The sequence below is a fragment of the Hydrogenophilus thiooxidans genome, from assembly GCF_019049855.1.
Lineage (GTDB): Bacteria > Pseudomonadota > Gammaproteobacteria > Burkholderiales > Rhodocyclaceae > Hydrogenophilus > Hydrogenophilus thiooxidans.
In genome coordinates this window covers 44981-68800 of record NZ_JAHLSY010000007.1, presented here as the reverse complement: position 1 = coordinate 68800, position 23820 = coordinate 44981, and the positions used below count along the sequence as shown (strand labels likewise).

General features: G+C 65.5%; 19 protein-coding genes. 11 read left to right on the top strand and 8 right to left on the bottom strand.

Going from position 1 to position 23820, the window contains the following annotated elements; genetic code table 11:
• Positions 1-31 precede the first annotated feature (31 nt).
• Positions 32-1099: a uroporphyrinogen decarboxylase gene (gene hemE / locus KUL93_RS05095; protein WP_217126013.1), complete on the top strand. Its 1068-nt coding sequence runs from the start codon at positions 32-34 to the stop codon at positions 1097-1099.
• Complete coding sequence (gene priA, locus KUL93_RS05090; RefSeq protein WP_217126012.1) at positions 1068-3179, top strand: replication restart helicase PriA; 2112 nt, start codon at positions 1068-1070, stop codon at positions 3177-3179. Before hemE ends, priA begins: the two co-directional genes overlap by 32 nt.
• A 1-nt stretch (position 3180) precedes the next feature.
• On the opposite strand, the gene KUL93_RS05085 is transcribed toward priA, so the two are convergent.
• A complete protein-coding gene (locus KUL93_RS05085) occupies positions 3181-5175 on the bottom strand; it encodes a methyl-accepting chemotaxis protein (RefSeq protein ID WP_217126011.1) in 1995 nt (664 codons plus the stop codon).
• 156 nt (positions 5176-5331) lie between these two features.
• Here KUL93_RS05085 and KUL93_RS05080 point away from each other — a divergent pair, with 156 nt between their 5' ends.
• Genes KUL93_RS05080 through KUL93_RS05070 form a run of 3 tightly spaced genes read left to right on the top strand, consistent with a single transcriptional unit; the run spans position 5332 to position 9013 of the window.
• The gene (locus KUL93_RS05080; RefSeq protein ID WP_217126010.1) at positions 5332-6009 is read left to right on the top strand and encodes a hypothetical protein; all 678 of its coding nucleotides are present in this window, start codon (positions 5332-5334) and stop codon (positions 6007-6009) included.
• Positions 6010-6030: 21 nt separating this feature from the next.
• Positions 6031-8190, top strand: coding sequence for a cation-transporting P-type ATPase (locus tag KUL93_RS05075; protein WP_217126009.1), 2160 nt, complete (start codon positions 6031-6033; stop codon positions 8188-8190).
• The gene (locus tag KUL93_RS05070; RefSeq protein WP_217126008.1) at positions 8159-9013 is read left to right on the top strand and encodes a tetratricopeptide repeat protein; all 855 of its coding nucleotides are present in this window, start codon (positions 8159-8161) and stop codon (positions 9011-9013) included. Before KUL93_RS05075 ends, KUL93_RS05070 begins: the two co-directional genes overlap by 32 nt.
• Here KUL93_RS05070 and KUL93_RS05065 read toward each other — a convergent pair.
• The 6 genes from KUL93_RS05065 to thrH form a co-directional block, all read right to left on the bottom strand.
• A complete protein-coding gene (locus KUL93_RS05065; RefSeq protein ID WP_217126007.1) occupies positions 9003-10187 on the bottom strand; it encodes an FAD:protein FMN transferase in 1185 nt (394 codons plus the stop codon). The genes KUL93_RS05070 and KUL93_RS05065 overlap by 11 nt on opposite strands.
• 3 nt (positions 10188-10190) lie before the next feature.
• The gene (gene gshB / locus KUL93_RS05060) at positions 10191-11147 is read right to left on the bottom strand and encodes a glutathione synthase (RefSeq protein WP_217126006.1); all 957 of its coding nucleotides are present in this window, start codon (positions 11145-11147) and stop codon (positions 10191-10193) included.
• A 12-nt stretch (positions 11148-11159) separates the two neighbouring features.
• Positions 11160-12464 (bottom strand): glutamate--cysteine ligase, encoded by a 1305-nt coding sequence (gene gshA, locus KUL93_RS05055; protein ID WP_217126005.1) that lies wholly within the window; start codon positions 12462-12464, stop codon positions 11160-11162.
• An 88-nt stretch (positions 12465-12552) separates the two neighbouring features.
• Entirely contained in the window at positions 12553-12828 is a 276-nt protein-coding gene (locus KUL93_RS05050) for an HU family DNA-binding protein (RefSeq protein WP_217126004.1), read from the bottom strand.
• Between the two features lie 107 nt (positions 12829-12935).
• On the bottom strand, positions 12936-13811 hold the full coding sequence (gene purU, locus KUL93_RS05045; protein ID WP_217126003.1) for a formyltetrahydrofolate deformylase: 876 nt from the start codon (positions 13809-13811) through the stop codon (positions 12936-12938).
• On the bottom strand, positions 13808-14449 hold the full coding sequence (gene thrH, locus KUL93_RS05040) for a bifunctional phosphoserine phosphatase/homoserine phosphotransferase ThrH (protein ID WP_217126002.1): 642 nt from the start codon (positions 14447-14449) through the stop codon (positions 13808-13810). Before thrH ends, purU begins: the two co-directional genes overlap by 4 nt.
• A 52-nt stretch (positions 14450-14501) precedes the next feature.
• On the opposite strand from thrH, the gene KUL93_RS05035 reads away from it, so the two are divergent.
• Positions 14502-14789, top strand: a complete 288-nt coding sequence (locus tag KUL93_RS05035; protein ID WP_217126001.1) for a hypothetical protein — start codon at positions 14502-14504, stop codon at positions 14787-14789.
• A 21-nt stretch (positions 14790-14810) separates the two neighbouring features.
• Here KUL93_RS05035 and KUL93_RS05030 read toward each other — a convergent pair whose 3' ends face one another.
• Positions 14811-15224 (bottom strand): RNA-binding S4 domain-containing protein, encoded by a 414-nt coding sequence (locus KUL93_RS05030; RefSeq protein WP_217126000.1) that lies wholly within the window; start codon positions 15222-15224, stop codon positions 14811-14813.
• 71 nt (positions 15225-15295) lie between these two features.
• Between KUL93_RS05030 and KUL93_RS05025 the strand changes: the two genes are divergently transcribed.
• The 5 genes from KUL93_RS05025 (at position 15296) to KUL93_RS05005 (ending at position 23796) form a co-directional block, all read left to right on the top strand.
• The gene (locus tag KUL93_RS05025; RefSeq protein WP_217125999.1) at positions 15296-17488 is read left to right on the top strand and encodes an ATP-binding protein; all 2193 of its coding nucleotides are present in this window, start codon (positions 15296-15298) and stop codon (positions 17486-17488) included.
• Between the two features lie 27 nt (positions 17489-17515).
• Positions 17516-18031, top strand: a complete 516-nt coding sequence (locus tag KUL93_RS05020; RefSeq protein ID WP_217125998.1) for a DsrE family protein — start codon at positions 17516-17518, stop codon at positions 18029-18031.
• 146 nt (positions 18032-18177) lie between these two features.
• Positions 18178-21747 (top strand): indolepyruvate ferredoxin oxidoreductase family protein, encoded by a 3570-nt coding sequence (locus KUL93_RS05015; protein ID WP_217125997.1) that lies wholly within the window; start codon positions 18178-18180, stop codon positions 21745-21747.
• A 26-nt stretch (positions 21748-21773) separates the two neighbouring features.
• Positions 21774-22433 carry a molybdenum cofactor guanylyltransferase MobA gene (mobA, locus tag KUL93_RS05010; RefSeq protein ID WP_217125996.1) on the top strand — a complete coding sequence of 220 codons (660 nt, stop codon included), beginning with the start codon at positions 21774-21776 and terminating at the stop codon, positions 22431-22433.
• Positions 22405-23796, top strand: coding sequence for an efflux transporter outer membrane subunit (locus KUL93_RS05005; RefSeq protein WP_217125995.1), 1392 nt, complete (start codon positions 22405-22407; stop codon positions 23794-23796). The genes mobA and KUL93_RS05005 overlap by 29 nt, the downstream gene beginning before the upstream one ends.
• Positions 23797-23820 lie beyond the last annotated feature (24 nt).

The window sequence follows — 23820 nt, the reverse complement described above, 5'->3', positions numbered from 1 at the left end:
CGCGCACGGAACCGTATTGCCGAGAGACGACGTGAAAAACGACCGTTTGCTGCGCGCGTTGCTGCGCGAACCCGTCGACCGCACCCCGATCTGGCTCATGCGCCAAGCGGGGCGCTATCTGCCGGAATACCGACAAACTCGGGCACGTGCCGGGAGTTTTCTCGATTTGTGCCGCAATCCGGCGTTGTGCGTCGAGGTGACGTTACAGCCGATCGCGCGGTTCGGACTCGACGCCGCGATCCTCTTTTCCGATATCCTCACGGTCCCCGACGCGATGGGGTTGGGACTCTATTTCGCCGAAGGGGAAGGACCGAAATTCGAGCGACCGTTGCGGGAAGAGTGGGAGATCCGCAACCTGGCGGTACCCGACCCCGAGGTGGAGCTGCGGTACGTGCTCGACGCGGTGCGGGAGATCAAAGCGGCGCTCGCCAACGAGATTCCGCTGATCGGCTTTTCCGGAAGCCCGTGGACGCTCGCGTGCTACATGGTCGAAGGGGGCGCAAGCAGCGACTACCACACCATCAAAAAAATGCTCTATGCGCGCCCGGAGCTGCTTCATCGGATTTTGGTGGTCAACGCCGAAGCGGTGACGCAGTACCTCAACGCGCAGATCGCCGCCGGTGCGGACGCGGTGATGCTCTTCGACTCGTGGGGAGGCGTGCTTTCCGAACGCGCGTTTGCCGAGTTTTCGCTTGCCTACCTGGAACGGATCTGCGCGGGACTTACGCGCACCGCGCGCGGTCGGCGCGTGCCGGTGATCGTCTTCGTCAAAGGGGGTGGGTTGTGGCTCGAACGAATCGCCGCCTGCGGCGCCGACGCGGTTGGGCTCGATTGGACGATCGAGATCGGTCGAGCGCGGCAGTTGGTCGGTGACCGCGTCGCGCTGCAAGGGAACATGGATCCCGCGGTGTTGCTCGCTACACCCGAGGCGGTGCGTCGCGAGGCGCGCGCGATCCTCGCCGCGTATGGCGAAGGCACCGGGCACGTCTTCAATCTGGGCCACGGGATCTCGCAACACACGCCGCCGGAGCATGTCGCGGTGCTCGTCGAGACGGTGCAACAGGAGAGTGCGCAGTACCACCCAACCGCATCACCGTGATCGGGTGCGCGGCAGCACGATGAGCGAACGCGTTGCCCGCGTGTTGGTGCCGCAAGCGGGGAAATGCCTCTTCGATTACCGCGTACCGGACATGCACCCGATGTACCGCGGGCAGCTCGTCCGGGTTCCGCTCGGGCGGCGGCGCGTCTTGGGTGTGGTTTGGGCGTGTGACCCGGAACCCGAGGTGCCGCCAGAGCGGCTCAAGCCGATCGCCGAATGGTGGGACGATTGGCCGCCGCTCGATCCGGTCTTGTTGGACCAGATCGCGTTCGCGAGCGATTACTATTTGAACCCGCTGGGCGAATATCTGGCGTTTGTACTGCCGCCCGCACTCAGACGGCGCAAACGCCAAGTGGCGCTCGCCGCGGTAACGGATGGAGCGGTGGGCGAACACGCGACCGGCGAAAACACCGCTTCCCAGCGCCGTTCGGAGCCGGTCGTGACGACGCCGGGGCCACGTTTGACCGCGGCGCAAGCGCGCGCGTATGCACAGCTCACCGCCGGTCCCACGGGTTTCGACCCCGTGCTGCTTTTCGGTGTCACCGGTAGCGGAAAAACGGAGTGCTACCTCCGTCTGATCGCGGAGACGCTGGCGGCTGGGCGCCAAGCGCTCGTATTGGTGCCAGAAATCGGGCTCGTTCCCCAGACCACAACGCGGGTGGTCGCCCGTTTTCCGGGAGCGAGGATCGGCGTCTGGCATTCGGACCTCAACGCGCGCGAACGGCAGCGCCTCTTCGCGGCGTTGGTGCAAGGCGCGGTGGACTGTTTGATCGGCACCCGTTCGGCGATCTTTGCGCCGATGCCGCGCTTGGGGCTCATCTTGGTCGACGAAGAGCACGACGCCAGTTACCGACAGTTCGAAGGGGCGCCCTATTCGGCGCGCGATCTTGCACTGTGGCGCGGCAAAGCGGCGCAGGTGCGCGTCGTCTTGGGGTCGGCGACGCCGTCGCTCGAACGCTGGTGGGACAGCGAACGGGGGCGGATCCGCCGGGTGACGCTTGCGGAGCGCGCCACTGGCGTGCCGCTGCCGACGATCGAACTGTTGCCCGTGACGCGGGAAGCACCGCGCACCGCGGGATTGGTGCCCAAGGCATGGGAGGCGCTCAAGGAGACCCTGGCGCGCGGGGAACAGGCGCTGCTCTTCCTCAACCGGCGCGGCTTTGCGCCGACCCTCTATTGCGCCCATTGTGGCTGGGTCCAGGAGTGCCGCCGCTGCTCGGTGCGGATGGTCTATCACCGCGTCGACAGCCGGATGCGCTGCCACCATTGCGGCTGGAGTATCGCGGTGCCCGAGGTCTGCCCCACGTGCGGCAACGGCGGGTTGTCGGTTGCCGGGCAGGGAACGCAACGGCTCGAAGCGGAGTTGCACGCCGCGTTCGCCGATCATGGTGTGGTGCGGATCGACCGCGACGCGTGCCAAACCGCTGCGGCGTTTGCTGCGCTGCGCAAGACGGTAGCGCGCGCCGACGCGAAGCTCTTGATCGGCACGCAGATGATCGCGAAAGGGCACGACTTCCCGGCGCTTTCGCTGGTGATCGTCGTCGGCGCCGATGCGGGGCTGCTTGCGGCCGAGACGCGGGCAACGGAGCGGTTGATGCAGCAGTTGTTGCAGGTTGCAGGACGGGCAGGGCGGCGTGGGCAACCGGGTCGGGTCTTGGTGCAAACCCGCTATCCGGACCACCCGTTTTTCCAGCAACTGGTCGCGCACGACTACGCGGCGTTCGCCAATACGTTACTGACTGAACGCAAACGGCTAGCGTTGCCGCCTTTCGTGCATCAAGCGTTGTTGCGCGCCGACGCGTCACGGCTCGACGTCGCGGTCGAATTCCTCGCTGCAGCGAAAGCGACTGGCGAGGCGATGCTTGGACAGCAGGCGCAATGGCGCGCGGTTCGCCTTCTGGACGTGGTGCCGCTCAGGATCGTCCGTTTAGCCGGGCGCGAACGGGCGCAGCTGGTGGTCGAATCGTCAAACCGCGCTGCGCTCCACACCTTTTTGCGGGCGTGGCGGGAACGGTTGCTGCAGTGGCCACAACGCCAAGGGTTGCGGTGGCGCTTGGAGGTGGATCCGCTCGATACGTAGCTCAGAGCCGAAAGCGCGCAAACGCCGCTTTGAGTTTCGTCACCCAACCATTGACTTCGCTGCTTGCGGTCGTGATTTCGTTCGCTGCATTCGAAGTTTGCTGCGCGGCGGTTTTGGCATTGTGCGCCGCTTGGTCGATCGTTTCGCTCAACCGTTCGACGTCGCTCGCGACCTGCAAAATGGAGCGCGCCCGCTCGAGCGTGCCGTGCGTCGCGTGCTCCACCTGCGCCATGAACGCTTGCAACGCGCCGATCCGTTCGCGGCTCGACTGCGTTTCGGCCAGGGTCGCGTCGAGCTGGGCTTCGATCGTTTTGCCCTGCTGCGCCAGATTCGTGGTGATCGTGTCGATCTCTCCCGCAGCGACTGCGGACTGCTCAGAGAGCTTGCGCACTTCGTCGGCAACCACCGCAAAGCCTCTGCCTGCTTCGCCCGCGCGCGCGGCTTCGATCGCGGCGTTCAAAGCCAAGAGGTTGGTCTGCTCGGCGATTTCCCGCACTTTGTCGGTAATGCGCCGGATCGCCGCCGATTCGGCGATGAAGCGACGGCTGGCGTCATTGACCCCGTCAAGTTGCGTGTTCATCGCTTCCAGCGTAGCCAGCGCCTGAGCAAGCGCGCCGGCCATCTGTCGCGCTTCGTCGAGGGTCTTTTGCGCGTCGGCAACGACCGCTTGTGCTTCGGTGCGGACATTGCGGGCGGTGGCATCGAGCGCGTCGGCGGCGTCGACGATCGCGGTGACGTGGGTTTCACTCTGCCGAGCGCGGTCGGCAATGGCCTGTGCGTTGGCTTCGCTCACTTGCGCGGCGCGCGCCAGCGCTTCGAGTGCGGCATGGACGGTGGAGAGGCTTTCGCGCCATTTGCCGATCATCTCGTGCAGCGCGGTGACGATGCGGCGCGTTTCGTCGTGCTCGCGAACCGCGATCTGGACGGTCAGGTCGCCTTGCGCGAGGTGCTGCACGCCGTTGGCGATGCGCGTGATGGTCACGAGCAACGAGCGGCGAATGGCCAAGGTCATGAGCAGGACGACGAGCGATGCCGCGGCGATCGCAGCGGACAACATCGCAAGGCTGCGCCATTTCGCCGCGCGGTAGCTTTCGACATGTTCGGCAAAGAGCGCATGCACCGACGCGCCGTAGCCCCAGACCCCATCGACCAACTGACTGGCTTCGTCATAGACTTCGAGCGGATCGCGCGCGAAGAAGCCGAATTTGATCGCGTCGAGGGTGGTGTCGAGCATCTCCCCTTGCTCTTGCAGATAGCTCAGTTGCGCGTCGAAGAGGTCGACCAGTTCGGTGACGCCGAAACTGCGCAAGCGGTTGTGGATGAACGCCAGATCTTTGATGCTTTTTGCCAAGGTATGGCGATGGCGGGTGAATTCCAACAGTGCCGGTTCGCCGAAGCGTTGCTCGACGAACGCGAGCGTGAGCAACCCGCGCAAGCGGTTGCTTGCGTCGGTGAGCGGAAGGATATCGTTCAACCACGCCTGAGTCAGACTGCTGATCGTCGGGTCGGGAATGAACGCGAGTTGCGATTCGACCGCGATGAGGCGCATCGTTTCCAATAATCCGTCGACGAGCGGCGCCAGCATCTGGAAGCGATCGGCCGCATCGCGGGTCTTGATCTCCTGCCAGGAACGATCGAGCATTGCGATCTGTTCGGTCAAGGTTGGCGAAAGCGGGGCTTGCGTGGCAAGGGTGCGAAACGCGTTCCATTGGCTGTCGATTTCAGTCACGAGCGTCTGCGCGTTTTGGGTTGCGTGCTGGTGGAGTTCACTCTTGGGGTCCGCAGCGAGCGTAACCCCGGACCAGGTGCGTAGGATGGGCACCTGACGGTAGACGTCCCCCAGGCGCGTGAGCAACTCGAGTCCGGCAAATTGCCGCTGCGCCGTTTGCACGCTTTGCCAATCTTTCCACAAGGTCAATCCATTGGTGGTCGCAACCAGCAGCCCGCCGACGATGAGGATCGAAAGGAGTTTGGCGGAAATCGACAAATGACGCATGATGACGCTCCAACCGCGCGGACAGGTGAACACAGTATAGTCGAAGGCATGCTCTGTCTAACGGCAAAATTGCCGATTGCTTTAGCGTTTTATTTCGGCTTTTGGCCGCGGCAACCATCCCCGTGGTAAGATGACGAAAAATAGAAGGTGGTCGCGATGAGCAAAGCGACGTTGCAACTGACCTATACCTTGACGCTGGAACTTCCGGCGGCGCTCGAAACGGTCCCAGAGGCGGATCTGGCGAAAACGCTCGACGGTCTTCTGGGGAACGCCGTTCATCAAGGGTTACGGGCGGTAGTGGGAAAGCGGTTGGCCGGTGCGGGTGTTCGCGTCACCCAGATGAAGCACCAGGTGGCGCTCGAGCTACCGCGCCGTGCTGTGGGTACTGTTGTCCCTAAGGAGCGGCTCGTCGCCGCGGCGCCCCATCTCACCGACGCGGAGCTGGCCGACGTCGAAGCAAGCATCGGCAATCTCCCGTTCCTCGCCGAGGAGGAGCTGCACAAGCGGATTCGGGCGCGCGCGTTGAAGCGCGTGAACGAGGTGCGGTTGGTGCCGGTCAAAGTGGTTGCCGAAAAAAGTAACGGCGAGCGGTTCGAAGGGGCAGCGGCGCTCAATATCACCCACGGTGCGCTCTTCTTTCCCGAGGAGTTGCGCAGCCTGCGTTTCAAAGCCAATGCGCCAGTTCAGATCTACCTTCCCGACGTGGAAACGCCATTGGTTGGCGTCTATCGGGGATCGACCCTTGGTGGCCCGGTCGTCGAAATCCCGATCGAAAAGCTCGCGCCCTACCGCGATCAGTTGTTGGCTGCGTGGCAAGCGAACCAGAAAGCGTGATCCATTTGTCTCAGGACGTTCGTGGCATTCTCTGATTTTGGTCCCGGTTCCGATTCGGAACATGTGCCCGATCCGGATCGGTTGTCGCCAGAAGTCCAAGCGCTGTTGGCACGGTTGGCCACCGACCCGACGGTCGGGTTGAGTTGGGAAGAGGTTCGGCGCCGTCAGCGCATCCATGGGCGCAACCTTTCGGCAGGGCTTCCTGTGACGCCCCGTGCGGATCGCACCGCGCTGCTCCGGTGCGCGCTGGCGGTTGCGTGTGTCGTGTTGGCGGTGGCGACAGCGATCGAACAAGAAGCCACTTCGGTTGCCTGGTCCTGGTTGCTGGTGGGGGGAACCCTGTTGGCTGCCGGATGGGGCGCGGTACGCTGGGGGCAACAGGCGGCGCGCCGACTGACGCGCGTTCCCTGGGATCTCTGGGTGTTACGCGAAGGGGCTTGGCACCGGGTTCCTGCCCCGGATTTGGTCCCCGGTGATATCCTTTGGCTGACACCGGGAACCCTTTATCCGGCACAGTTACACCTTTTGACGACCTCGCCTGACTGGCAGACCGAGCCGTGGCAACGCAGTACGCAGGTGGTTTCCGGACAGGCATGGGCGGTCGTGGTGCGTCCCAGCCGTATCGATCCCCGTGGTGTGGTCGCTCTGGAAGATGAAGCCGACAAAAGCGCTGGTTGGGTTTGGCCAGCCCTTGCGGTGGCCGGTTGGTCGGCGGTGTTGGTGGTGGGTGAAGCGCCACTTGCGATCTGGCTCCACCAACTGGCGGTGCTGGCGCTCGTTCTCTTCCCGTGGTTCGATTCCGAGGTGCGCTCCGGTTGGGCGATCGCTTCGCGGTTGCGCTTTGCGACGCGCGGTGTCTGGTTTCGGACGCCGCACGCCGTCACGGCGCTCGGTCGCGCGGTGCACATTACGGTGGCGCGCACCGCTTGGTTCGAGCAGTGGCGCGTCGCCGCATTACTGTTGCCGTTCGATACCGTGCGCTGTGACAAAGCGGCACCGTCACCCGAACACGACGCGCCAGTGGGACCGCATACCCCAGAACTCCAATTCTGGCGCGGGGCGCGGCGGGTACTCAATCCGTTGGCGGTCACGGGTATGGTGCCATTCGCCCAAGCGGTGCGGGTGACGTTGGCGCCAGGCCCAGGATGCGTCACGCTCCTGCCGACCGGGAACGATGCGGTTGCCGCTAGCCTGTTGCAGAGCACGTGTGCTTTGGTCGGCGACTCGGCGCGAGATCCCTTGACGCAGTGGCGCGTGGTGGCGCGGGAACGCAAACCGGAATGGGGGCCATTCGGGTGGCTGACACGCTGCGCGGACCGGCGGGGGCGGGTTTGGGTCGTGGCGACCGGCGAACCGGAAGCGCTGCGGGCAGCCGGGGTGACGCGCGCGGCGTGGCGCGGGGCGTTCGATTCCGACCAATGGTTTGCGCGCATCGAAGCGGCGCGGCGTGAAGGGGCGTGGGTGATCGGTGTTGCGCATGGGGTTGGCGCACCCGAGCGCGCGGATGCGAACACGGAGCCGCTCGCCTGGCTAGGCGCGTGTGCGGTGGTGCCCGATCCTGCCGGGTCGCTTGCTGCGGTGGCGTCGACGAAACCCAGTGAACCCGAGGGGTCGTGGCGGGTGTTTGCTGACGACGTACCAGCAACCACCCTCGCGGCGTGGAGGGAACGGGGCTGGTGGCCGGGTTCCGCCGAATCCAAGACCTGGGATCCCCGTGTCCAGCGCTTGCCGCCGGGGGCACCATGGGCTTTGTGCCCTGCGACGACGCCTCGGGTTCCACGGAATGCGGACCCAGACGAAACGGCTCCGAGTATCTTGGTACTTCTCGATGCGGATCGCTTCGGCTTTGGCCCGTTGCCAGATGTGCGGATAGCGGGGGGTTTGGCGCGGTTTGCTGCGGTGCGCGCGCAAGTGCGCAGCGAGTTGCGGCGTATGGCGCGCTGGCAACGGCGGCTACAGTGGCGTTGGGGGATTGCCGCAGAGACGCTCGCGCTGTGGTTGACCGTCGACCCCACCACGCCCGTTGCGGCGCTTCCGGCGTTGGGTCTCGTGTGGCTGCAGATTCAGCCGTTCTTGTCCATACGCAACCGTGGTAAGATAACCATATCAGAAAATACTGTTACAGAAGGCGACGTGAGAGGAGGCGACGATGACGCAATCCGTGATGATCGACGCCCATGAAGCGAATTTCGAGTCGACGGTCCTTTCCGAATCGCATCGTCGGTTGGTGGTCGTCGATTTTTGGGCGCCTTGGTGTGGTCCGTGCCGGGTATTGAAGCCGGTGTTGGAGCGGCTTGCCGCCGAGTTCAGTGGCCGTTTTCTGCTCGCGAAGGTGAACTCCGATGAGAACCCGACGTTGGCCGCGCGTTATGGGGTTCGCGGCATTCCCAATGTCAAGGCGCTGCGCGACGGCCAGGTGGTCGATGAGTTCACCGGTGCACTGCCTGAGCGGGAGGTGCGGCGCTGGCTCGAACGGTTGCTGCCTTCTGCTGCCGAACCGAAGTGGCGACAAGCGGTTGCCGCCCGCGAGGCGGGCGACGCCGCAACTGCCGAGCAGCTTCTGCGCGAGGCGCTTGCCGAAGACCATGCGTTTGACCGAGCGCGGCTCGATCTGATCGCGCTCCTTTTGGATCAACAACGCGTTGCGGAAGCGAGCGAACTCTTTCAGGCGCTGCGTGAGCCAGACTCGGACGACGCGAAACGGCTCGAGGCGCGGCTGGCGTTGCTCGTGGAGGGAACCGCCGAATCGCTGGAAGCACTCGCGGCGCGGGTCGCAGCGTTTCCTGAGGATTGGGAGAGCCGCTACCGGTTGGCGAAACGGTACGCGGCGCAGGGGCAATGGCAACCCGCGTTGGAAGAGCTGCTGGCGATCGTTGCGCACGCCCGTGACTGGAACGATGGCGCGGCGCGCAAATTGCTCCTGCAGATTTTCGATCTCATGCGACCCGGGGATCCGTTACTGCGGGAGTACCGGATGCGGCTGGCCAATCTGCTCAATCGCTGAGTTCATATAGCGGTTCTGGCGGATCGACCACGATGAGCGCATCGGGCGGGTCGATCCAGCGCAGGCGTTGGTTGAGCGGTGCAGTCACCGTGAGGGCGCCGTCCGCGGCGACGCGAAGCGCAAGCCTCACCCCGAAACGCGCGGCGTAGCGCGGCCAATCGTCACCAGCCAGGAAGAGCGGCTTGCTGACGACGTCGGAGAGAAGCCCCGTTCGGTGATCGGGGCGTGACGGGATCACGACCGTAAACGCCTGATTCACCGGGGCGGGCCACCCGGTGCGCGGGTCGATCAGGTGGTGGTAGCGCTGTCCGTCCGCGAGGAAATAGCGCTGATAGTCCCCAGAGGTGCCGATCGCTTCCCCATCGTAGAGCGGAAGCACCGCAAGCGGTTCGGCGCGGCGCGGGTGTTGCAGCGCGATGCGCCATGGGCGCGTGGCGTTGGGCTGTCCCAACGCGAGGATGTTGCCGCCGATATTGATGAGCGCCGCCGTAATCGCGTGGCGGCGAACGATTTCGGCGGCACGGTCGAGCGCGTACCCTTTGAGGTAGCCGCCAAGGTCGATCGCCACCGCAGGGTTAGAACTGGTAACGCACGCCGCTGGGGTTTCGTTGGCGGCGATGGCGTCGACCGCGTCCGGTTGTGCGCACGGCGACGCCGGATCGGGTGTGAGCGGCGTGATGGTGAGCGCTGCAAGCGTCGGTTTGCGGTTGCGCAGTGCGGCGATCGCCGCGGGGTCGGGCGGTTGGTTGGCGCTGAAGTCGCTGCGGTGAAAGCCCCAGAGGGCAACGAGTGCGCCAATTCCGGGGTCGAAAAGCCCGTCGCTGGCGCGGACGAACTGTTGGGCGTCGCTAAGGATCGCCGCGAGCTCAGCGCTCACGCGAGCGGGGTGTCCGGCAGCGATCGCGGCGTTCAAGCGGGTGAGCGGCGACGGTTCCCAGGCGTGGTAGGTGCGGTGCAGGCGCGCGAGTTCGCGGCTGATTTCCGCTAAGACACCGTGGGCGTGTTCCGCGTCGGCGTCGACCACGGTGAGTTCGACGCGGGTGCCGAAGACGAACTGCTCTTCGCGGACCAAGGTGGGTTCGCGCGAGCACGCGGCAAGCGCAAAAAGCAGCGACAGCCAGACGAGTGGCGTGACGACACGGCGAAGAGCGGCAGAGCGCGCAGGCACAGGCATGGATCAGTGGTTCGCGATCACCGCTTCGAGCCGTTCGATCGCGGTCGCCGCGGGGTTCTCGCCACTTTGCGCGGCGATCTCGACGAAGCAGGTGGGGCTCGTGACGTTGATCTCGGTGAGTTTGCCCCCGATGAGATCGAGCCCGACGAGAAAGAGGCCGCGCCGCCACAGGATCGGCGCCAGCGTTTCGGCGACCCGCCGCTCCTCAGGGGTGAGCGGCATCGCTACCCCCTTGCCTCCAGCGGCGAGGTTGCCGCGCGTTTCGCCCGCTTTCGGGATCCGCGCGAGCGCCCACGGTACCACCGTACCGGCGATCAGTAAGACCCGTTTGTCGCCGTCGGCGATCGCGGGGAGGTACTGCTGGACCATGATCGTGCGCTGGCCCTGTGCGGTGGCGGTCTCGACGATCGCGTTGCGGTTGGGGTCGTCGCGGCGGATGCGAAAAATACCCGCTCCCCCCATCGCGTCGAGCGGTTTCACGATGACGTCGCCGCCGAGCGCATCGATCGCCTCCTGGACGTCGGGCATGCGCCGCACCACTCGAGTGGGCGGGATGAATTCGGCGAATTCGAGAATGCTCAGTTTTTCGGAGTGGTCACGCACTGCGCGCGGGGCGTTGAAGATGCGCGCGCCTTCCTGCTCCGCCCGCTCGAGCAGCCAGGTGAGCGCCAGGTATTCGAAATCGAACGGCGGGTCGAAGCGCAGCAGCACCGCGGAAAATTCACGGAGCGCCCGCCAGCGTGGGGTCACACCTTCTGCCCACGCGGTATGCGGGGTGTTGGGGTCGACGGCAAGCGGCAGCGCTTCGGCACAGACGCGGTCGTGACGCCAGGCAATCGCGCCGGGATAAGCGACCCAGAGGGTGTGGCCGCGCGCTGCCGCTTCCCGCATCAGAAAAAGCGAGGAGTCTTTTTTCGGGTTGAGCGCGGGGAGTGGATCGATCAGAAAGAGGAGTTCCATCGTCGGCTTCCCTCAGCAGGGGGGCGCAGGCGGCGTTTCTCCGCTTTGGGTGATGAGCGCCTCGATCTCCAGGGTGGCGGCTGCAAGCGCCAGCCGCGCCACCACGCCATAGGCGTAGAAGCGGTTCGGTTCGGCGTCGGGCTGAGCGGAAAAGTCGGGTACCGAGCAGGGACGCGCGAAGGTAAGCGGCGTGAAGTGCATCCCAGGGGCGTTGAGGTTGTCGTCGGGTCCCCGTTCGGTATGGACGCGATAAAACCCGCCCACGACGTAGTGGTCGATGAAATAGACGACCGGTTCGGCGGCGGCGCCCGCTACCCGTTCGAAGGTGGGAACCCCCTCTTGGAGAATCACCTGGGTGACCTCGAGCCCCTCTTTGACCCGTGCCATTTTGTTGCGGTCGCGGCGCGAGAGTTCCCGCAGTTCCGCGGGGTCTTTGACGATCATCACCCCCATGCCGTAGGTGCCCGCATCCGCTTTCATCACCAAAAACGGTGTTTCGGTGATGCCGCGCGCGGCGTATTCCCGTCGGATTTCGTCGAAAAGGTCGCTTGCAGCGTCGGCAAGCGCCTCCACCCCCTGTTTGTGGCGGAAGTCTACGCCCCCCACGGTGCGGTACGCCGGGGTGAAATACCAGGGGTCGAGCGCGAAAGCTTGGGCGAATTCGTTCGCAACCTGCGCGTAACACGCCGCGTGGTGCGATTTGCGGCGACGATGCCAGCCCGCTTGCGGCGGCGGGATCACGATCTGCTCGAGCGGTTCGGCGAGGATCACCGGAATCCCAGCGGAGAGGTCGTTGTTGAGGAGGATCGCGCACGGGTCGAAATCGGCGAGCCCGATGCGGTTGCCACGCCGGACGATCGGTTCCAGGACGAGCGTGCCCGCCGGCGTTTCGAACGGCGTCGGTTCCGCGATCTCAGGCAGGAGCGACCCGACGCGCACCTCGACCCCCGCGAGGCGCAAAAGCCGCTGCAGATGGTAGACGTTGCTGAGGTAGAAGCGGTTGCGGGTGTGGTTTTCCGGAATCAGAAGGAATTGCCGCGCCGTGGGGCAGATTCGTTCGATCGCGACTTGCAGCGCCTGCACGGCAAGCGGGGTGAAGGGTTCTGCCAGGTTGTTGAATCCACCCGGAAAGAGGTTCAAGTCCACCGGCGCGAGTTTGTACCCGGCATTTCTGAGGTCGGTCGAAGCGTAAAACGGAGGGGTGTGCTCGGTGAACCAGTGGCGAAACCAGCGTTCGATCGCCGGCTGGTGGGCGAGGAATTGCTGTTCGATCGCAAGGAGCGGCCCCGAAAGGGCCGTGGTGAGGTGGGGGATCATACGCGGCGTCGCAGTCGGTAAGCGGAAAGAGAACGGCGCGACTGCACGCAGTGCCGCCGCGCCGCAGGTGCGGATCAGAACGAAAGGGTTACCCGAGCACGGCTTTCTTCAGCGCCGCACCCGCGGTGAATTTCGGGAGTTTGGTGGCCGGAATGGTGATCGTTGCGCCGGTTTGCGGGTTGCGACCCGTACGCTCGCCGCGGGTGACGACTTCAAACGAGCCAAAGCCCGTGAAGGTGACCTTTTCGCCTTTCGCAAGCTGTTCGGTGACGGTGGCGAGCACGGCGTCGAGCGCACGTGCCGCTTCGGCTTTGCTGCTGCCCATCTTGTCGGCCAAGGCTTCGACGAATTCGCTTTTGTTCATGATGTTTGCTCCTGAAAAGAATGGTGGAACAACCGGGCGCGTCGCCCCCTCCTCCTGCATGTGTCCGCTATTTTGCCGCAAAAACGGTCGTTTGCAACCCCTTGGGATCACCGAAAGACGATGGTGCGGGTGCCGTGGATCAAGACCCGGTCTTCGATATGATAACGCAACCCGCGCGCGAGCACCGCTTTTTCGATATCCTTGCCGTAGCGGATCATCTCGTCCGGAGTGTCGGTATGGTCGACCCGGATCACGTCCTGCTCGATGATCGGCCCTTGGTCGAGCTCGGGCGTTACATAGTGACAGGTGGCGCCGATCAGTTTCACGCCGCGTTGCCACGCCTGGTGGTAGGGACGCGCACCGACAAAGCTGGGCAGGAACGAGTGGTGGATGTTGATGATTTGGCCCGCATAGGCGTTGCAGAGCTCCGGCGGCAGGATCTGCATGTAGCGGGCGAGCACCATCACGTCCCCTTTTGCCTCGTCGAAGATGCGGCGGATCTCGGCGAACGCTTCGGATCGGTTCTCTGGCGCGACGGGGACGTGAAAAAAGGGGATCCCGTGCCATTCGACGATGCCGCGCAGCGTTTGGTGGTTGGAGATCACACAGGGGATTTCGACGTCGAGCTCGCCAGCTTGCCAGCGCGCCAAGAGGTCGTAGAGGCAGTGTTCTTGCTTCGACACGAGGATCACCACCCGCTTTTTCACCGCCGAATCGGTGATCCGCCACTGCATCTGGAGCGGTTCGGCAACCGCATGCGCGAACTGTTCGCGCAACGTCACCAAGGGCAGCGTGATCGAATCGGCGCGCAGCTGCAGGCGCATGAAGAAGCGGCCCGACGGGTTTGCGGCATCGGCCGGTTCGGCATGGAAATTGGTCTCGAGGATCCAGCCGCCCAGTTCGGCAAGAAACTGCGACACCCGCGCCACGATCCCCACCTGGTCCGGGCACGACGCCACGAGCGTGTAGGTGCGATTGCTCATCGCGCCGCTGCCTCGTGCCGTTCTTGGGCGATGCGGGTAAACGCGTCATCGATCGCCGCACGCAGTTCGCGATACGATTCGGGAACGAGCGAAAACTGCGGGAATGCTTCGACCACAGCCTGCGGCGCGCGAAAGAGGATCCCGGCGTCGGCTTCGGCGAGCATCGTGGTGTCGTTGTAGGAGTCCCCCGCGGCGACGACTCGGAAGTTGAGCTCTTTGAACCGTTTCACCGCCTCCCGTTTCTGGTCTTTCATCCGCAGCCGGTAGCCGGCGATCGTGCCGTTGGGAGCGACGACGAGGTTGTGGCAAAAGAGCGTGGGCCAACCCAGTTGCCGCATCAAGGGCCGTGCGAACTCTTGGAAGGTGTCGGAAAGGATGATCACCTGGTAGCGTTCCCGCAGGCCATCCAAAAACGCTTTGGCGCCCGGCAGCGGCTCGAGGGTGGCGATGACCCGCTCGATCTCACGGATGCCCAAACCGTGCTCTTCTAGGATCTTCAGACGAAAGCGCATCAACCGATCGTAATCGGGTTCTTGACGGGTGGTGCGCTTGAGTTCCGGGATCCCTACCGCTTCGGCGAACGCCACCCACATTTCAGGGATCAACACCCCTTCGAGGTCAAGGCAAACGAGTTCCATCTTCGCTTCCAAAGGGATACAATAGACGAATTCTAACAAGGAAGCTCGATCCATGCGCGGAGGGTTCTGGCTTTTGGCGGCAGTGCTCGGCGTCGTCGCGGTGGTTGGCGGCGTGGTGGCGCGGGAGCAGGCGCCAGCGGTGCAGCTCAGGGAGGAGGCGCGGCGGATCCGGCAGCTGGCAGACCAAGAGCTGGCTGCGGCACGCGCTGCCTGTACGCAGCGCATTCAAGCCGATCTCTGTCTGGATGAAGCGCACCGCCGATGGCTTGCACGCCTGCAAGAGGCAGCGGAAAAAGAGGAGAGGGCGCGGCGTCTGTCGTTGCGAGCGGCTTCGTCGTAAGGGTGCCGTCGCTGTGCGCGGTCACGGGGCGCGCTGTTGCCGCTTCAGCGCCCGCAGGCGCGCGCGGTCGATCGCGGTTTTGCTCGGTTTCGCAGCTGCCGCCTGCTGGGCGCGGCGCTCGGCCACTTGTGCTTGACGGCGGGCGTGACTTTCGGGGTCCTCTTGGTAGAGCGTTTGGGCCACCTCGGCCGGGCCGCGGCGGTCGCTGAGCGCGGCAACCGTAATCTGCCATTCGTAGGGGCCGATGCGGATCGTGTAGCGTTCGCCCACCTTGACTCGGTGCGACGCTTTCACCCGGTCGCCCTCGCGCTTGACGTGCCCTGCCGCGATCGCTTCTTGCGCGCGGGTTCGGGTCTTGAAGAAACGGGCGGCCCAGAGCCAGAGGTCCAGGCGAACCGAATCGAGGTTTTCCGCTCTAACGGCGTGGTGCCCCATGAAAAATCATCCGGGTTGCGTTTGCGCGATGATACCCGAACCGCTAGGAAAGCAGTAAAGGAGTCGTGATTTTGGCCAAGCGCCTCGCTCATCTTTTTCAAGCCCTCGACGCATCGGACCGGGATCCCCATGCGCCGCTCCTCGGGGCGTGGTTGATCCGTTTGACGCTTGCGTTCGGGTGGCACCGCCACCTGGACAAGGAGAGCATCTTTTCCGAGCCGATCCTGCTCGACAGCGACTACGTGCGCTACGTGGGCGAATTGGTCCCGACGCGCGAGGACGAAGAGGGCGATACGGTGATCGACCGCGCCGCGATGCGCAAGCTCGGCACTGCGGGGATCGAGAAGCGGCTGCTCGAACGCTTGGAGCAGCTCGAAGCCGCGATCAACCCGAAATTGCCGTTGTTGCGCAATTCGGCGCGTCTGGGCAAGGTGCTGGGACTCAACCGCGCCGAAGTGGGGGTGTTGCGCTTTGCGGTGGCGTTGGCGGCGTTTCGCCGTTTCCACGCGGCGGTGGCGGCGGCGAACCAACCGGGTGGGCTCGACCATGTCGCGTTGGCGGTCGCGGCGATCGCGAACGTTCGCCGCGCGCTCGTCGTCAAAGCGTTGCGGCCCGACGGGGCGCTGCACCGCGCTGGGTTGGTTCGGGTCGATGCGGCGCCCCGTGCGGGGCATGACCTCGAGACGCGTTTCGACGTGATGGGGCGGCTGCCGCACCTCTTGCTCTCGAGCCAACTCACCACCGACGACTTGATGGCAGCGTTCGTTCGGCCGGTGGTGCGGCAGCCGCGCTGTACGCTCGCCGATTTTCCCCATTTGGCGCAGGATGCCGCGACCTTGATCGCGCTCTTGGACGGGGCGCTTGCGGCCCGTGCCAAAGGGGTGAACCTGCTCTTTTATGGGCCGCCGGGTACCGGCAAAACCGAGTTCGCGCAAGCGCTTGCGCAAGCGCTCGGTGCGCGGCTGGTGGAGACCCCAGCGCAGGATGAAGCGGGCGAACCGATCCAGGGTCAAGAGCGCCTGCGCGCCTACGCCGCGGCGTCGAGTATCACCGCGCGCGCCGAACGGACGTTGATGCTGCTCGATGAAGCTGAAGATGTGCTGCCCACTTCGGGGCATACGCTGCTTTCGCTGTTGGGCGGAGACGACGATACCGCGCCAACCCGCGGCGCGAAAGCGTGGACCAATTGGCTGCTCGAGAACAATCCGTTGCCGACGATCTGGATCACCAACGACGCGGCGTTCGATCCGGCCTATTTGCGCCGTTTCGCGTACGCGGTGCGTTTTCCCGTCCCGCCCGAAGGGGTGCGGATGGCGATCGCGCGGCAAGCGTTTGCGGGGCTCAACGCCAGCGACGAATGGTTGATGCGCCTTGTGCGCCACGAGGCAGCGTCACCGGCGCTCCTAGCGCAAGCGGCACAGGTGGCACGTTGGGTGGCGGCGCGCCCGGTTGGGAAAGGCCCAGAGTCGGCGGTCTCGCCGCTCGTTGCCGCGGAACGGGCTTTGGCATCGAGCTTGGCGCTTCTTGGGGAACGGGGGGTGCCGCGGCTACCTGCTGCAACTGCGCTCGATTGGGCGTTCCTCAACCTCGACATTGATCCGGAGCGGCTCGTTGCGGCGCTGGCGCGGCAACCGCAGGCAACGCTCTGCTTCTATGGCCCGCCCGGTACCGGCAAGACCGAATTCGCGCATGGGATCGCGCGCGCGCTCGACAAGCCGATCGTGGTGAAACGCGCCTCCGACCTGTTGTCCAAATGGCTCGGCGAAAGCGAAAAGGCGATCGCGGCGATGTTTCGGGAAGCGCGCGAGCGGGGGGCGGTGCTGCTTTTGGACGAGGCCGACAGCTTCCTTGCCGACCGCCGTGGGGCGCACGCGCACTGGGAGGTGACGCAGACCAACGAACTGCTCACGCAAATGGAGGCGTTCGACGGCATTTTCATCTGCACCACCAACCTCGTGGAACAACTCGACGCCGCGAGCCTGCGTCGCTTTGCGTTCAAGGTGCGGTTCGACTATCTCACCGCGCCGCAGCGGGCAGCGCTCTTCGTCCAAGAGGCGGTGCGGCTGGGGGTTCCGCGCGACGAAGCCGAAGCGTGGAGTCACCGCACCCGCGAACTCGACCGCTTGACGCCTGGCGATTTCGCGGCCGCGGTGAAGCGGTTGCGTCTGCTCGGTGGTGCGGCAAGCGGCGAGGCGCTGTTGAGCGCGCTGCGTGACGAGGTGGTCGCAAAGGGTGGCCCGCGGCAACGGCTCGGTTTTTTATAAAGACCCCTTCAGAGAGGAGCGCGTGTGATGAGCAAAGCGACGACAACGAACGCCGAACCCGTGCCACCGACCGCTGTCGCGGCGCGCGCGCCAGACCGCCGCCGGCGTCTGGCTTTGACTGCCCCCGCTGCGTTGGCGCTTGCGGTGGGGGCCGCACGGGGCGAGAGCGCGGGTGACGGGATGCCCCACAAAATCGTCTATCAGCTCAACCAAGCCGACCCCGAATACATCGGACATATCCTCAACTCGATCTCGGCGATGCTGGGAAAGTACCCCGATCAGATCGCAATCGCGGTGGTCTGCTTCGGTCCGGGCATTCACCTCATCGCCAAAACGCCGCAGCGTCCGATTCCGGAGGAGCTGCGGCAGCGGGCGAAAGGGCAAGCGGAGTTCTACGGCGTGCGCTACATCGCGTGCGGCAACACGATGAAAACCCTCGGTTGGGGGCCAGAGGCGATCGAACCGTTTGCCGAAATCGTCGAAGTGGGCGCGGCGGCGATCATGGAGCTCCAAGAGGCCGGGTACGCCTATTTGGCGTGGTGATCGGGTTTTCCCTAACTGTTCGCGACCGCGGTAACGCGCAAAAATAATCGATACAACAAGACTGCGAACGATCACCACGATCCGGAACCGGCTGCCGCCAAGCCGAATCGCTTCGCGGCGCGCAGCCACACCAAAGGAGACAGAAGATGAACGCACCCATCGGCCAGCTGGCGCTCGCCCGCTATACCCTAGAGGATCGCTACCGCGAACGCCGGGTCTTCTTGACCGGGACGCAGGCGCTGGTGCGTCTTCTGATCAACCAGAAGATCCGTGACCAAGCCGCCGGGCTCAATACCGCGGGTTTCGTCTCCGGCTACCGCGGCTCCCCGCTGGGCGGGCTCGACAAGGAGTTGTGGCGCGCGCAAGCTTTCCTGCGCGACCACGCGATCGTCTTCCAACCCGGCGTCAATGAGGATCTGGCAGCGACCGCGGTCTGGGGAACGCAACAGGTCGGCCTGTTCCCGGGTGCCCGCTACGACGGCGTCTTTGCGCTCTGGTATGGCAAAGGTCCGGGGGTCGACCGCAGTGGCGACGTCTTGCGCCACGGCAACGCCGCGGGTACGTCGCCCCACGGCGGCGTATTGGTCGTTGCTGGCGACGACCATGCGGCGAAATCGTCGACGCTGCCGCATCAGACCGACCATATCTTCAAAGCGGTGATGATGCCGGTGCTCGCGCCGGCCAACGTGCAGGAGTACCTCGATTACGGAATCCACGGTTACGCGCTGTCGCGCTACAGCGGCTGCTGGGTCGCGTTCAAAGCGGTGGCCGATACGGTGGAGAGCGCCGCGTCGGTCGACGCCGATCCGTTCCGCGTCACCGTGACCCTTCCCACCGACTTTCCGATGCCGCCGGGCGGACTCAACATCCGCTGGCCCGATCCGCCGCGGGTGCAAGAGGAGCGGCTGCTGCACCACAAGCTCTACGCAGCGCTCGCGTACGCGCGGGCGAACGAACTGAACCGCATCGTGATCGAACCCGAACGGCCGCGCCTGGGGATCATCACCAGCGGCAAATCCTACCTCGACGTGCTGCAGGCGCTCGAAGACCTGGGTATCGACGCCGAACGCGCCAAGGCGATCGGCATCCGCCTGATGAAGGTCGGGATGGTCTGGCCGCTCGAAGCCGACGCGGTGCGCCGCTTCGCCGACGGGTTGGAAGAGATCCTGGTGGTCGAGGAAAAGCGGCAGCTCATCGAATATCAGCTCAAAGAGGAGCTCTACAACTGGCGCGAAGATGTCCGGCCGCGGGTGGTCGGCAAATTCGACGAAAAGGGGGAGTGGGCCCACCTCGTGCGTCCCGACGGCACCGTCGACCACGGCGAATGGCTCTTGCCCGCGGCGGGGGAGCTCACGCCAGCGATGATCGCGCGTGCGATCGGCAACCGCTTGGCCCGTTGGTACGATTCGCCCGAAATGCGGGCGCGGCTCGAATGGATCGCGCAGAAAGAGGCGGCGTTGGCGCGCCTGCCGCTTCATGCTGAACGGCTCCCCACCTTCTGCCCCGGGTGTCCGCACAACACCTCGACCCGCGTGCCCGAAGGGAGCCGCGCGGTTGCCGGGATCGGCTGCCACTACATGGTCACCTGGATGCCGGAGCGCCACACCAGTACCTTCACCCAGATGGGGGGCGAGGGGGTGCCGTGGGTCGGGCAGGCGCAGTTTACCGAAACGCGCCACATCTTCGCCAACCTGGGCGACGGCACCTACTACCACTCCGGGATCCTGGCGATTCGGCAGTGTATCGCGGCGGGCGTCAATATCACCTTCAAGATCCTGTACAACGATGCGGTCGCGATGACGGGCGGGCAGCCGGTCGACGGACCGCTCACCGTCCCGATGATCGTCGCGCAACTCAAAGCCGAAGGGGTCCATAACTTGGTGATCGTCACCGACGGAACGCCGCGCGTCTATGGCCCGGCCGACGTCGACCAGGTGCCGATTCGCCACCGCAAGGAGCTTGACGCGATTCAGCGCGAATTTCGCGCGTTGCCTGGGGTTTCGGCGATCATTTATGACCAGACCTGCGCGGCGGAGAAGCGGCGCCGCCGCAAACGCAAGCAGTTCCCCGATCCCCCGCGGCGGCTCTTCATCCACCCGGAGGTTTGCGAAGGGTGCGGCGATTGCGGGGAAGTGTCGAACTGCGTCGCGGTCTGGCCGCTCGAAACCGAGTTTGGTCGCAAGCGGCAGATCGACCAGTCGAGCTGCAACAAAGACTACTCCTGTGCCGACGGCTTTTGTCCCAGCTTTCTCGTGCTCGAAAACGCGCAGCTCAAAAAAGGAGAAGCGCTTGCGGGCGACGACGATTGGCCGCTGCCGCCCGAACCCGGCGTGCCCGCGCTCGACCGCCCGTGGAACCTCCTGGTGACCGGAGTCGGGGGGACCGGTGTGGTGACGATCGGCGCGCTCATCGGCATGGCGGCGCACCTGGAAGGGAAAGGGGTGACGACGCTCGACATGACCGGTCTCGCGCAGAAAGGGGGCGCGGTCTTCAGCCACATACGGCTAGCCGCAACTCCAGAGCGGATCACCGCAGCCCGCATCGCTGCCGGGGAAGCGGACGCGGTGATCGGCGGCGACCTGATCGTCACCGCGAGCGACGAGGCGTTGGCGAAAATGACCGTCGGGCGCACCCGTGTGGTCGTCAATACCGCCGAGACGCCGACGCTCGAATTCACGCGCAACCCCGATTGGCAGTTCCCCCGCGAGCGGCTGCTGGCGCAGATCGGTGACGCGATCGGGGGAGCGCCCTTCGCGTTCGATGCCACCCAATTGGCGACGCGGCTGATGGGGGATGCGATCTTCACCAACGCCTTTCTGCTCGGCTATGCGTGGCAACAGGGGTGGGTGCCGGTTTCTGAGGCGGCGCTCCTGCGCGCGATCGAATTGAACGGGGTCGCGGTTGCCGCGAACCAGAAAGCGTTCTTGTGGGGGCGGCGCGCCGCGGTCGATCTCGACGCAGTGTTCGCGTTTGCCCACAGCGAACCCAAGGGGATCTTGCGCCTGTCGCAGACGCTCGACGAAATGATCGCGCGCCGTGTTGCGCACCTCACCCGCTACCAGAACGCGCGCTACGCCGAACGGTACCGGGAGCGGGTCGAACGGATCCGCGACGCCGAACGCGCGCTGCGGCGTCAAGCGGGTCAGACGCTCCCAGAAGCCACAGCGGAGCGCCCAGACGACCTGCCGCTCACCGCGACGGTGGCCCGCGAATACCATCGCCTCCTCGCGATCAAGGACGAATACGAGGTGGCGCGGCTGTGGAGCGACCCTGACGTGTGGCAACAGCTGGGCGAGACGTTCGAACCCGGTTTTACGCCAAAGTTTTTGCTCGCGCCGCCGTTCTTGGCCAAACCCGATCCCCTGACCGGCCGGATCGAAAAGCGCACCTACGGTCCCTGGCTACGCCGGGTCTTCCCGTGGTTGGCACGGTTGAAGTTCCTGCGCGGTACCCCGTTCGACCCGTTCGGGCAGAGTGCCGAACGGCGCTGGGAGCGGAAACTCATCCGCCTCTACGAAAGCGATCTTGCGGAAATCGCCGACCAATTGCGCCGCGATCACGCGAACCTCGACGCGGTGTCGCGTGCGGAAGCGCTGGCGCGTTGGCCGCGCACCGTGCGGGGCTTCGGGCACGTGAAGCGGCGCCACGGCGAAGCGGCGCTTGCGGCGCGCGAACGGGCGCGCGAAGCGCTGCGAAGAGGGGATGGCGCGGCGTGACACCGGAACGGGAGGAGGAGATCCCCATGCTTGATACCGAACCTGACCCAAACCGGTTTCCCGTGACCGGGCTGATTCTGGCTGGCGGCGAAGGGCGGCGCATGGGCGGCGTCGACAAAGGGTGGGTCACCTGGCGTGACAAACCGCTCATCGCGTGGGCGATCGAGCGGTTGCGTCCGCAGGTTGCCCAGCTCCTGGTGAGCGCCAACCGCAGCCTCGACCGCTATCGCGCACTCGGCTACCCGGTGGTCAGTGACCCCCCCGAATGGCGCTTCGCTGGCCCGCTTGCCGGGATCGCCGCTGGGTTGGCGGCAGCACCCAGCGACTGGGTGGTGACGGTGCCGTGTGACGCGCCGCTTCTGCCGCGCGATCTCGTGGCGCGTTTCCTTGCCGCGGCGCACGCTGCCGGCGCGTTTGCCGCGGCAGACGACGCAGACCGCGCAGGCGACCCCCTGCCGCCCGTCTTCTTCGCCCACGATGGCACGCGCCCCCATCCGGTCTTCTTGCTCGTCCATCGCGCCCATTTGCCGAGCCTTGCTGCGTTCCTTGCGACCCATCGGCGTAGAATCGACGCCTGGTACGGAACTTTGCCGCATCGTGCGGTCTCATTCGCGGATGAACCCGACGCTTTTGCCAATTGCAACGATCCAGAATCCCTTGCCCAGCTGGCGGCAACGGTGCGCTAGGTGGTCGTACCTCGCGCCCCTTCTCCTTGCTGCGTGCGCGGTGCAGCCGCCGCAATACCCGAACCCCGAAGCCGATTGGCCCGAGCGCTACCACCACGGCGTTGCCGAGGTTGCGACGACCAACATGTCGTCGCCTTGGTTGACCGCTGCGCCCACGCTCGCGCAACTCTTTGCCGCGGTGCGTGCGGCGAACCCGGAGCGTGACGCGGCGCTCGCGCGGTGGGCGAAAGCCGCTGCGCTTGCCGAAGCGGCGCAGGCGCAAGCCGGTGGGGTGACGGTGACCGCGAATGCGGGGGTGGCGCGTAGCGGCACGGGCGCGGCGCGCACCGGTCAAGCGAGCGCCGGTACCACCACGCAGGCGGGTGTCGATTGGCGCTGGACGCCCGACCTGTTCGGCGGACGGGCCGCGGCGGCGCGCGCCGCGGCGTTCGAGGCCGAAGCGGCCCACTGGGCGGCGGCGCAACTCGAACGGCAGTTATTGTTGCAAGCCGCGCAGGCCTACCTCGACGCGATCGCCGCGCGCGCGCAGCAGGCGGTGAGCGAACGGCAAATGGCGATCGTCGCGCAGAGCCGCGCGCTCCTCGACGCCCGCATCGCGGCTGGCCTTGCCAGCGAACGGGAACGGGCGCAGCTCGAAACCCTGGCAGCGCAACTCGCCGCGCAACGCGCCCAAGCGCAGGCGCAGTACGCTATTGCCGTCGAGCGGTTGGTGATCCTCACCGGAGGCATCGCTCGCGCCTGGCGCAACCCGCCGCCGCTGCCTTCGGACGAACTGTTGCCGGCGCCGCCCGATCCCGGCACCCCGATCGATCTGTTGCGCCGCCGTCCCGACGTGCGCGAAGCAGAGCGGCGGCTTGCAGCGGCAGTGGCGAGCGCGGTCGATGCGCGCGCGGCGCAGTATCCGACCTTTCCCCTCACCGGTACGCTGGCGTTCGCGGCGGCGAATCCGGCGACGATCTGGCAGATGAGCGCGGCGAGCTGGGCGCTCGCGTGGAACCTTTCCGCGACCCTTTTCGACGGTGGGCGGCTTGCCGCCGAAGCGCGCGCCGCAGACGCCGCGGTGCGCGAAGCGGCGGCGAACTACCGCGCAGCGCTCGTCGCAGCGTTGGGCGAGGTCGAACAGACGCTCGCGCAACTGCAGGCAAACGACGAACGCCGCCGGGCGCTGGCAGCGGCAGCGCAGGCAGCCGAGCGGGCGTGGCAACTCATGGACGCACAGTACCGCGCCGGGATGGTCGATTACGCGCTCGTTCTCGACGCGCAGCGCACCTGGCTCAACGCCGAAGCGGCGTACCAGACGGCGCTTGCAACCAGCCGCAACGACCGCCTGCTGCTCGAATACCGTCTGGGTGTGCCGTGGTGAGGTTACGACAACCGAAAGGAGAAC

Bases quoted from the DNA above. Each gene is read 5' to 3' on its own strand.
- mobA (WP_217125996.1), top strand. From the start codon at position 21,774: ATGCTTGATACCGAACCTGACCCAAACCGGTTTCCCGTGACCGGGCTG.
- KUL93_RS05080 (WP_217126010.1), top strand. From the start codon at position 5,332: ATGAGCAAAGCGACGTTGCAACTGACCTATACCTTGACGCTGGAACTT.
- KUL93_RS05015 (WP_217125997.1), top strand. From the start codon at position 18,178: ATGAACGCACCCATCGGCCAGCTGGCGCTCGCCCGCTATACCCTAGAG.
- gshB (WP_217126006.1), bottom strand. From the start codon at position 11,147: ATGGAACTCCTCTTTCTGATCGATCCACTCCCCGCGCTCAACCCGAAA.
- KUL93_RS05065 (WP_217126007.1), bottom strand. From the start codon at position 10,187: ATGCCTGTGCCTGCGCGCTCTGCCGCTCTTCGCCGTGTCGTCACGCCA.
- thrH (WP_217126002.1), bottom strand. From the start codon at position 14,449: ATGGAACTCGTTTGCCTTGACCTCGAAGGGGTGTTGATCCCTGAAATG.
- gshA (WP_217126005.1), bottom strand. From the start codon at position 12,464: ATGATCCCCCACCTCACCACGGCCCTTTCGGGGCCGCTCCTTGCGATC.
- purU (WP_217126003.1), bottom strand. From the start codon at position 13,811: ATGAGCAATCGCACCTACACGCTCGTGGCGTCGTGCCCGGACCAGGTG.
- KUL93_RS05085 (WP_217126011.1), bottom strand. From the start codon at position 5,175: ATGCGTCATTTGTCGATTTCCGCCAAACTCCTTTCGATCCTCATCGTC.
- KUL93_RS05020 (WP_217125998.1), top strand. From the start codon at position 17,516: ATGAGCAAAGCGACGACAACGAACGCCGAACCCGTGCCACCGACCGCT.
- KUL93_RS05070 (WP_217126008.1), top strand. From the start codon at position 8,159: ATGACGCAATCCGTGATGATCGACGCCCATGAAGCGAATTTCGAGTCG.
- KUL93_RS05050 (WP_217126004.1), bottom strand. From the start codon at position 12,828: ATGAACAAAAGCGAATTCGTCGAAGCCTTGGCCGACAAGATGGGCAGC.
- KUL93_RS05030 (WP_217126000.1), bottom strand. From the start codon at position 15,224: ATGGGGCACCACGCCGTTAGAGCGGAAAACCTCGATTCGGTTCGCCTG.
- KUL93_RS05035 (WP_217126001.1), top strand. From the start codon at position 14,502: ATGCGCGGAGGGTTCTGGCTTTTGGCGGCAGTGCTCGGCGTCGTCGCG.